This is a genomic window from Bacillus cereus group sp. BfR-BA-01381, assembly GCF_022663555.1.
Classification (GTDB): domain Bacteria; phylum Bacillota; class Bacilli; order Bacillales; family Bacillaceae_G; genus Bacillus_A; species Bacillus_A pacificus.
The window spans coordinates 1-7,577 of sequence record NZ_JAKUFR010000142.1 but is presented as its reverse complement, the minus strand read 5'-3'; the positions used below and the strand labels follow the sequence as shown (position 1 = coordinate 7,577).

Genomic DNA, 7,577 nt, shown 5'->3' with positions numbered 1-7,577 from the left:
CAAATGGCAGGTGGTGTAAATCAATTAGCAGATGGCTCGAGTCAAGTAACAGGCGGATTAGGGACACTATCTGTAGGTGTAACGAAATTGGCAGATGGCTCAAGCCAAGTAACAGGTGGTTTAGGTACATTATCTGTAGGAGCAAACCAAATGGCAGGTGGCGTAAATCAATTAGCAGATGGATCTAATCAAGTAACAACCGGCTTAGGTACTCTAAATGGTGGCCTAAATAAAATGTCAACAGGCTCAGCCCAGCTAATCGACGGCGTAAATAAACTAGCAGACGGATCAGGAAAAGTAACAGATGGCCTCGTAAAAGTAAACGACGGTTCAGGTGAACTTGCTGAGAAACTTGGCGAAGGGGCAGAGAAAACTGGTGAAGTAAAAGGAACCGATAAAACGTATGATATGTTTGCAAGTCCTGTAAAAGTGAAGACAGAGAAAATGGCAGAAGTTCCTAACTACGGAACTGGATTTACACCGTATTTCTTATCACTCGGTTTATTTGTTGGGGCATTATTATTATCTATCGTATATCCATTACGTGACACAGTTGGTGTTCCAAAATCAGGGTTTAGCTGGTTTATTAGTAAGTTCGGCGTATTACTATCAGTCGGTATTATTCAAGCAGTAGTAGCTGATGTCATATTACTGTTCGGATTAGGTGTAGAAGTACAAAGCATTCCATATTTCATACTCTTTAGCATCGTTACAAGCTTATCGTTTATCGCATTAATTCAATGTTTAGTAACAGCATTTGGTGATGCAGGGCGTTTCATCGCCATCATCACATTAATTATTCAGCTTACAACAAGTGCCGGAACATTCCCGCTAGAATTGATTCCGAAGTTTTTACAACCATTCAATGCTTGGTTACCGATGACATACTCTGTATCAGGATTGAAAGCAGTCGTATCAAGCGGAGACTTTAACTTCATGTGGCAAAACATAGGAGTACTCATGATTTTTATCGTTGTGTTATCACTTGGAACAATTGCTTCATTAACTTGGATGCATAAACGACAGTTTAAAAATATTGCTGAAAATCAATCGGTTGAAGCGTAGAAAAAAGCACCTTTTCGGTGCTTTTTTATTGTAATACAGGGCATCTTTTTTGTAGTTCGGATATGAATCTTTCTAAAAACTATAGAAACGAAAGAAAAGGAATTACAACAATTTACAGAGAAACATAGAGTAGAGGAGCTGATATGATGAAAGGAAATCTTACTTATTATTTTATCTTAAATCCGCTAATCATCTTTCTTGTTTACGCCCTTTCACCTATCTTGTTTCATAAAGAAAAATATATAAATATGAAAGATGCACTAGGAATACTTGCAGTTTATTATGTGCTAATTAGCGGGTATTACTTTATGGATGTTGTAAGTAAAAGAATGAAGAAAAATAATAAGGACAAACAATAAAGTTATATTATTTAAAAAGCGATGGAGGATAACAAAATGAGTGAAAGTGAAAGGAAATTTCGTGATACAACCATTCGTAACTTTTTCGATAAAGAGGACCGTCTAAAATCGATTCCAGGTCAAAAGAAGAAAAAACTAGTATTGTTAGAGCATTTAATTAGCAAGTTAAATGCGGAGAATCAGTATACGGAAAAAGAAATCAATGCATTCATCAAACAATATCATGACGATTTTTGTACGATTAGACGCGAGTTTATTGTGCAGGGGTTTATGGACAGAGAGGATAATATGTACCGTATAAATGGGAGAGAAGTGTGGACGAAGTGGGAGGAGCTATGAGTGTAATGAGGAAGGGGGATTTTCTTGCAAGCTAGTAGTCTCATACATGAAGAGATTTCAGGGAAACCATCAATTTTGGGGATGTTTACTTCACCAACACTGCAATTCAAAAGGATGAAGAATCAAAGAAATATATTTTTACCACTCGCTCTTTTAATGGTTCTTATTATTATTTCAAGTGCTTTAATGTCTTGGAATGCTTTAAATAATCCTGCGCTTAGTATGTTTCATGATAAAACGGGATTTACTGTACCAAAATACATAACTTTCTTTACCACATTTGGGATTTCTACAGTCAGTGGAATCGTAGCTTTATTTTTTGCGCCTATATTCTATAAAAATATTATGATTTTTTTCGGGGTGGATATTACCTATAAAGAAACCTTTCCTATCATTATTTATGCTTCGTTTGTATTACGATTAGGGATGATGTTAAATGGATTCATTGCATTGTCTCTAAATGGATATGAGATATCTTATACAAGTTTAGGGGCAATAGCAACGGATAATATGGTTTTACATACAATCGCTCAAAGAATAGATATATTTAATATTTGGTATTACATTTTATTAGGCATAGGTTTAAAAACGATTACGAATTTAAATAAGGATAAACTTATTCCTCTTATTATTGTACTTTTTATTTTTACTAGTTTATTAGCAAGTATGGCTGGATTTATGCAGGAAATATCAAAGCCGTAAAGATAGAAATAAAAAGGTGGTTTGGAAATAGACGAAACCACCTTTTTTTCATTTTTCACACTAAAACTTTTGTCTCCAATCTTTCTTTCTGACGAAGATGATGTGCAAAATGCATAGAAATAAGTTGAAACCATTCTGCTGCATGTAAGTAACCAAGCCCAGGATGTTCGACTTTACAATCACTTGGAATAGAAGAAAGTGTTGGCTCAATGTCTTTAACAATTGTAATTAATTCTAGAATACGCTTCTGTATTTCTTCTTTATTAGAGGGAGTTTCAGGTGTATATCCAGGATGATTTGGTACTTTGATTTGTATATCCGGGAAAGCACCAAGTTTATATACTTTCTCACCCATATCCGTTTTCTTGTTAGTTGCTGATGGTATTTCAGTTTTACATTTCGCGATTGCATCTAACTGCATATATGTAGAGGTAATTAAATGATTATACATTTGACCGAGGGACCATTCCTCAGCAGAAGGTTTGATCCTAAATTGTTCTATCGAATATTTTTCTAATTCCTCCATGTAATACGTAGCTAATTCTTCAAATTTCTTCATAGCGTTAACTCCTTTTTATCAAAAATGTATTTGTTAATACCTAATATAAAGGATGGCTACTGACAATATTATGTCAGTAGTGAAATTAAAGTTTTAACATTTTTTTTGCTTCATCACGGATTTTTTCAGATAGAACGTTTGGCTCAAGTACTTGCACTTGGCTTCCCCAGCTCAATACCCATTGAAACACTTCGTCTATGTTTCTTGATTTCAAAAAGACGTGAAAATCGTTATCTCTATGTTCATATGAATCTATAAAAAAATATCGTGATTCAATAATTTTATGTGCAATATGAGATGGAAACAATAAATGGATTGAAACAGTACGATTGCTTTCAGGCTTATAGTTTTGTAAAGAAAAGTCTTTCGGTTTTGTGAAAAATTGTTGTTCTTGCTGTAATGTATCCATACGATCTAAACGAAAATTGCGTATTTGTTTTCGAAGTAAGCAATGTGCAACGATGTACCAAATTCCCGAAATATTGACTAAGCCGTAAGGATGAACAGTCCGCTGCATTTTTGTATTTTCCCTCGGTTTACGATAAGAAAAAGAGACAGCTTGTTCTTTTTGAATAGATTCTTGCAATAAGAGAAGTTGATTTTCTAGCTTTTCTTGTTCAGATTGCTGATGTGAAAATATAGGAGAAAGAAAACGGAAAGTTCCTCGTAATTCCTGGGCTTTCTTTTGTTGATCAGCAGGGAGAACAATTTCAAGTTTCTCTTTTGCTGATCGTGCATGTACAGAAAAAGAAGAAGTGAACGTTTTCTCGATATAATCACCTCCTAATAAAAGAGTAACAGCCTCTTCAGGCGTAAGTTGAATGGGGGGCAAGAAATAACCATCCATTAATGAATAACCGTGGCCGGGCATGGCGAAAAGTGGGACGCCAGATTCACTAAGTGCATCCATGTCTCGATAAATCGTTCTTATACTTGTTTCGAATTTTTCAGCTAAGCTTTGTGCTGTAACAGTTTGTCTTCTTTGTAATTCAATTAATATGGCTAATAAACGATCTGTCCGATTCATGAAATATCACCTTCAAATTTTTATAAATATGCTTACTATAAACTTCTAAAAGCAGTATGTTTTCCCCTCCCATTAACATACTTTTCCCTATGTATAATATTAATATAGTAAAATCATAACAACCCATGTTGCAGTTTCCAATAATATACTATATAATCAATTTAAGAAAACGTTTTCATGCAAAGGGGGAGAATTTCGTGTCGACTATAGAGGACGTGGCGAAATTAGCGGGGTTATCAAGGACAACGGTTTCTAGGGTGATTAATAATCATCCATATGTTTCAGATGAGAAGAAAAAAAGGGTTCAATTAGCAATGAAGCATCTAGGCTTCGTTCCTAATTCTGCGGCGAGAAGGCTTCGTAAACAAAAAACAGAAACAATTGCGGTGCTAGTTCCAAGGATTACAAATCCTTTCTTCAGTAGATTTATTGAAGCAATCGAGATTGCTGCTTCTGAGCATAAATATAAACTGATTATTTGTCAAACAAGATATTTACCGGAAAAAGAGATGGAGTATTTACAATTATTATCTACGAAGCAAGTAGATGGGATTATTCTATGTTCACTAGAAAATCCGTGGGAAGATGTAGAGCCATACTTACAACACGGTCCAATCGTGTTATGTAATGAATATATTGAGGAAGCAAATATTCCAACAGTGAAGTTTGATCATGCGCAAGGAGCATACATAGCTGCTAAGCATGTGTTAGAACAAGGATATCGTAATCTTATTTTTTGCCGTGGTAACGAAACCAAAGTGGTTAGCCAACAGCGAAAAATGGGCTTTTTACGTGCGATAACAGAGAAGAGCCGCCAAGTAGAAGCGATTGATTTTCTTGAAAACGCTTTCTCTTGGGAGGATGGAAAACGAATATTCCATGAAGTATTAAAGGACAAAAAAAATCCTACCGCGATTTTGGCAGGAGGCGATGAGGTAGCAGCTGGAATTATCTCAGAGGCGAAGCGCCATGACTGGAGTATTCCAGATGATCTCGCTGTTATCGGTTTTGATAATCAAATTTTATCACAGATTACAGAGCCAGGTATTACGACAATTGAACAGCCAATCGATGAGATGGCCCGAAAAGTTGTCGACCTGATGATGGATAAAATCCATACGAAAAATTATCGAAAAAAAGAATTGTATGAGTTTGAACTGGAGCTCTTGGTGAAAGGTTCAACGATGAAGGATACGATGTTATTAGCCTAGTAGACTATGTCTGCTAGGTTTTTTTATGTTCACAAACTACTATTCTTCGTGAACGCAGTCATCACATTTGTTATGGTATGCTTCGTGCTGCTCATCAATTTCTTTCCCGCAGTGCGCACAAGTTTTCGTCGGTAAATTTCTGAAAAACTCCATTGGTTGATCGATCATGTCAATCCCTCCATTTCCATTTCTTACTATCATTGTATTAGTACAAATAAGGAAAGTCAACAACTGTTTTATAACAAAATTGAAAATTAATGAAAAAGTTTAGGAAATGGATTATAGTTAACAATGTAGGATGTAAGTAAAACATGCATTTCTACTCGGTTTTAGAAAGGATGGATACATATGAAAATGACTGTTGTCGGCTTTTGGGGCGGCTTTCCAGAAGCGGGAGAAGCAACGTCGGGGTATTTGTTTGAACACGATGGTTTTCGTTTACTTGTAGACTGTGGTAGTGGTGTACTAGCACAGCTTCAAAAATATATAACACCGTCTCATATAGATGCAGTTGTACTGTCGCACTACCATCACGATCATGTTGCAGATATTGGGGTATTGCAATATGCGAGATTAATTACGAGCGCGACAAAGGGACAACTACCAGAACTACCAATATACGGTCATACGTTTGACGAGAATGGATTCAACTCTTTAACGCATGAACCGCATACGAAAGGAATCGCGTACAATCCAGAAGAAACACTTCAAGTTGGACCGTTCTCGATCTCATTCTTAAAAACTGTTCATCCTGTTACATGCTTTGCGATGCGTATTACAGCAGATAATGACGCTGTAGTATATAGCGCAGATTCCAGTTATATTCCTGAATTTATTCCATTCACGAAAGATGCTGATCTTTTCATTTGTGAGTGTAATATGTATGCACATCAAGAGGCTGCAAAAGCAGGGCATATGAATAGTACAGAAGTAGCAAGTATTGCGAAAGATGCGAATGTAAAAGAACTTTTATTAACGCACTTACCGCATACAGGCAATCCAGCTGATTTAGTAACAGAAGCAAAACAAATTTTCAGTGGCCATATTACGCTAGCGCATAGTGGCTACGTATGGAACTCATGAGGTGATACGATGTTATTTATTGATAATAAAGGAATTACAGATCCTAGAATAAACTTAGCAATTGAAGAATATTGTGTGAAGAATTTAGATATTAACGAAACGTATTTACTGTTCTACATTAACGAACCTTCTATTATCATTGGTAAAAACCAAAATACAGTAGAAGAAATTAATGCTGATTACGTAAAAGAAAAAGGGATTCATGTCGTTCGTCGTCTATCAGGCGGAGGCGCAGTATATCATGATTTAGGAAACTTAAACTTCAGCTTTATTACGAAAGATGATGGAGACAGTTTCAGCAACTTCAAAAAATTCACAGAGCCTGTAACGAAAGCACTTGGTAAATTAGGTGTAAATGCAGAACTAAGTGGTCGTAACGACATTTTAGCTGAAGGTAGAAAAATTTCAGGTAACGCGCAGTTCTCAACGAAAGGTCGTATGTTCAGTCATGGTACGTTACTATTTGACTCTGAAATCGATCACGTTGTATCAGCGTTAAAAGTAAAAATGGATAAAATCCAATCAAAAGGCATTAAATCAATCCGTAGCCGCGTTGCGAATATTACAGAGTTCCTGAACGAAGAAATGACGACAGAAGAGTTTAGACAACTTCTTCTAGAAACAATTTTCGAAGGGGAAACAGAAATTCCAACGTATGAATTAACAGAAGAAGATTGGAAAGAAATCCATAAACTTTCTGAAGAGCGTTACCAAAATTGGGATTGGAACTACGGAAAATCTCCGAAGTTCAACTTACAACATTCACACCGCTTCCCAGTTGGACAAGTTGATGTTCGTCTTGAAGTGAAAAAAGGAACAGTAACAGAATGCAAAATTTACGGTGACTTCTTCGGTTCACTAGATGTGCATGATATTGAAGAACGTCTAACAGGCGTACAATTCGATAAAGATGCATTTACTGCAGCTTTAGAAGGTGTAGATATCGCACGCTACTTCGGTAATATTACAACAGAAGATTTCTTACATTTGTTCTTCTAAAAATAAGGGAGGCTGTCGTAACGAGCAGCCTCTTTTTTTTGCGTAGATTGTCGCGTTTTGTCGGTAAGTCGATATATTTGAAAAATCGCTGATATATTTCGAGTTGCGGTCGATATATTTGGAAAATCGCCGATATAATTTCATATACCATAAAATCACAAGACATTTGCCCCTCATAAAGGAATATATATTTAAAAGGAGGCGGATTGAAATGAAGAGGGTAATGTACGTTG

General features: G+C 36.0%; 10 protein-coding genes. 7 read left to right on the top strand and 3 right to left on the bottom strand.

Translation table 11 applies throughout. The features are described from left to right. From MR079_RS26870 to yknW, 4 genes are all read left to right on the top strand, one after another. Positions 1-1,065, top strand: a 1,065-nt coding sequence (locus tag MR079_RS26870) for a YhgE/Pip family protein (RefSeq protein WP_242294960.1), incomplete at its 5' end; no start/stop codon positions are given. A 143-nt stretch (positions 1,066-1,208) separates the two neighbouring features. Next, positions 1,209-1,424 (top strand): hypothetical protein, encoded by a 216-nt coding sequence (locus tag MR079_RS26865; RefSeq protein WP_139868808.1) that lies wholly within the window; start codon positions 1,209-1,211, stop codon positions 1,422-1,424. A 36-nt stretch (positions 1,425-1,460) separates the two neighbouring features. Beyond that, the gene (locus tag MR079_RS26860; RefSeq protein WP_139868806.1) at positions 1,461-1,763 is read left to right on the top strand and encodes a DUF2087 domain-containing protein; all 303 of its coding nucleotides are present in this window, start codon (positions 1,461-1,463) and stop codon (positions 1,761-1,763) included. 24 nt (positions 1,764-1,787) lie between these two features. Continuing rightward, on the top strand, positions 1,788-2,465 hold the full coding sequence (gene yknW / locus MR079_RS26855) for a YknW family membrane protein (RefSeq protein WP_139868804.1): 678 nt from the start codon (positions 1,788-1,790) through the stop codon (positions 2,463-2,465). Positions 2,466-2,520: 55 nt separating this feature from the next. On the opposite strand, the gene MR079_RS26850 is transcribed toward yknW, so the two are convergent. Continuing rightward, a complete protein-coding gene (locus MR079_RS26850; RefSeq protein WP_139868802.1) occupies positions 2,521-3,024 on the bottom strand; it encodes a DinB family protein in 504 nt (167 codons plus the stop codon). Positions 3,025-3,109: 85 nt separating this feature from the next. Continuing rightward, positions 3,110-4,051 (bottom strand): helix-turn-helix transcriptional regulator, encoded by a 942-nt coding sequence (locus tag MR079_RS26845; RefSeq protein WP_242294959.1) that lies wholly within the window; start codon positions 4,049-4,051, stop codon positions 3,110-3,112. Positions 4,052-4,248: 197 nt separating this feature from the next. On the opposite strand from MR079_RS26845, the gene MR079_RS26840 reads away from it, so the two are divergent. Then, positions 4,249-5,262 (top strand): LacI family DNA-binding transcriptional regulator, encoded by a 1,014-nt coding sequence (locus MR079_RS26840; RefSeq protein ID WP_000103718.1) that lies wholly within the window; start codon positions 4,249-4,251, stop codon positions 5,260-5,262. A 39-nt stretch (positions 5,263-5,301) separates the two neighbouring features. Here MR079_RS26840 and yhfH read toward each other — a convergent pair whose 3' ends face one another. After that, positions 5,302-5,430: a protein YhfH gene (gene yhfH, locus MR079_RS26835; RefSeq protein WP_000567010.1), complete on the bottom strand. Its 129-nt coding sequence runs from the start codon at positions 5,428-5,430 to the stop codon at positions 5,302-5,304. 180 nt (positions 5,431-5,610) lie between these two features. Between yhfH and MR079_RS26830 the strand changes: the two genes are divergently transcribed. After that, positions 5,611-6,345, top strand: coding sequence for an MBL fold metallo-hydrolase (locus tag MR079_RS26830; protein WP_242294958.1), 735 nt, complete (start codon positions 5,611-5,613; stop codon positions 6,343-6,345). A gap of 9 nt (positions 6,346-6,354) precedes the next feature. Continuing rightward, positions 6,355-7,344: a lipoate--protein ligase gene (locus MR079_RS26825; protein ID WP_000897255.1), complete on the top strand. Its 990-nt coding sequence runs from the start codon at positions 6,355-6,357 to the stop codon at positions 7,342-7,344. Positions 7,345-7,577: the final 233 nt, after the last annotated feature.